General features: G+C 73.8%; 1 protein-coding gene. It reads right to left on the bottom strand.

Going from position 1 to position 581, the window contains the following annotated elements:
* The coding region (locus ACYVO2_RS37320) for a ketoacyl-synthetase C-terminal extension domain-containing protein (RefSeq protein WP_461012572.1) at positions 1-581 on the bottom strand (581 nt) is incomplete at both ends.

Genomic DNA, 581 nt, shown 5'->3' with positions numbered 1-581 from the left:
ACGACATCCCGCAACGGCCGGTCCAACTGCCCGTCCATCCGCGCGCACACCGCGTCGAACGCCTCCGCGAACACCGGAAACGCCTCATACAACCCCCGGCCCATCCCGGCCCGCTGCGCCCCCTGCCCCGTGAACAGGAACGCGACCCGCTGTTCGCCCGAGGCGGCACCGCTTACCAGATCCGGGGTGTGCTCCCCGTTGGCCAGTGCCGACAGCCCCGTCAGGAACTCCTCGCGGTCTCCGGCGACGAGCACCGCCCGGTGCTCCATCACGGCCCGGGAGGTGGCCAGGGAGAAGCCGACATCCACCGGCCGGTCGTCCGGCCGGGTGCCCAGATGCGCGAGCAGCCGCTCCGCCTGCGCCCGCAGCGCCGCTTGGTCGTGAGCGGAGAGCACCCACGGCAGTACGGCCGCACGCACGGCGGGTTCGGCGGGCTCGGGCGCTGCCGTCGCCGGTGCCTCCTCGATAACGGCGTGCGCGTTGGTGCCGCTGATCCCGAACGACGACACCGCCGCCCGCCGCGGACGACCCACCTCGGGCCACTCCCGCTCCTGCGTCAGCAGCTCCACCGCACCCGCCGA

It is taken from the genome of Streptomyces capparidis (assembly GCF_054782095.1).
This window is presented reverse-complemented; position numbering and strand designations above follow the sequence as displayed.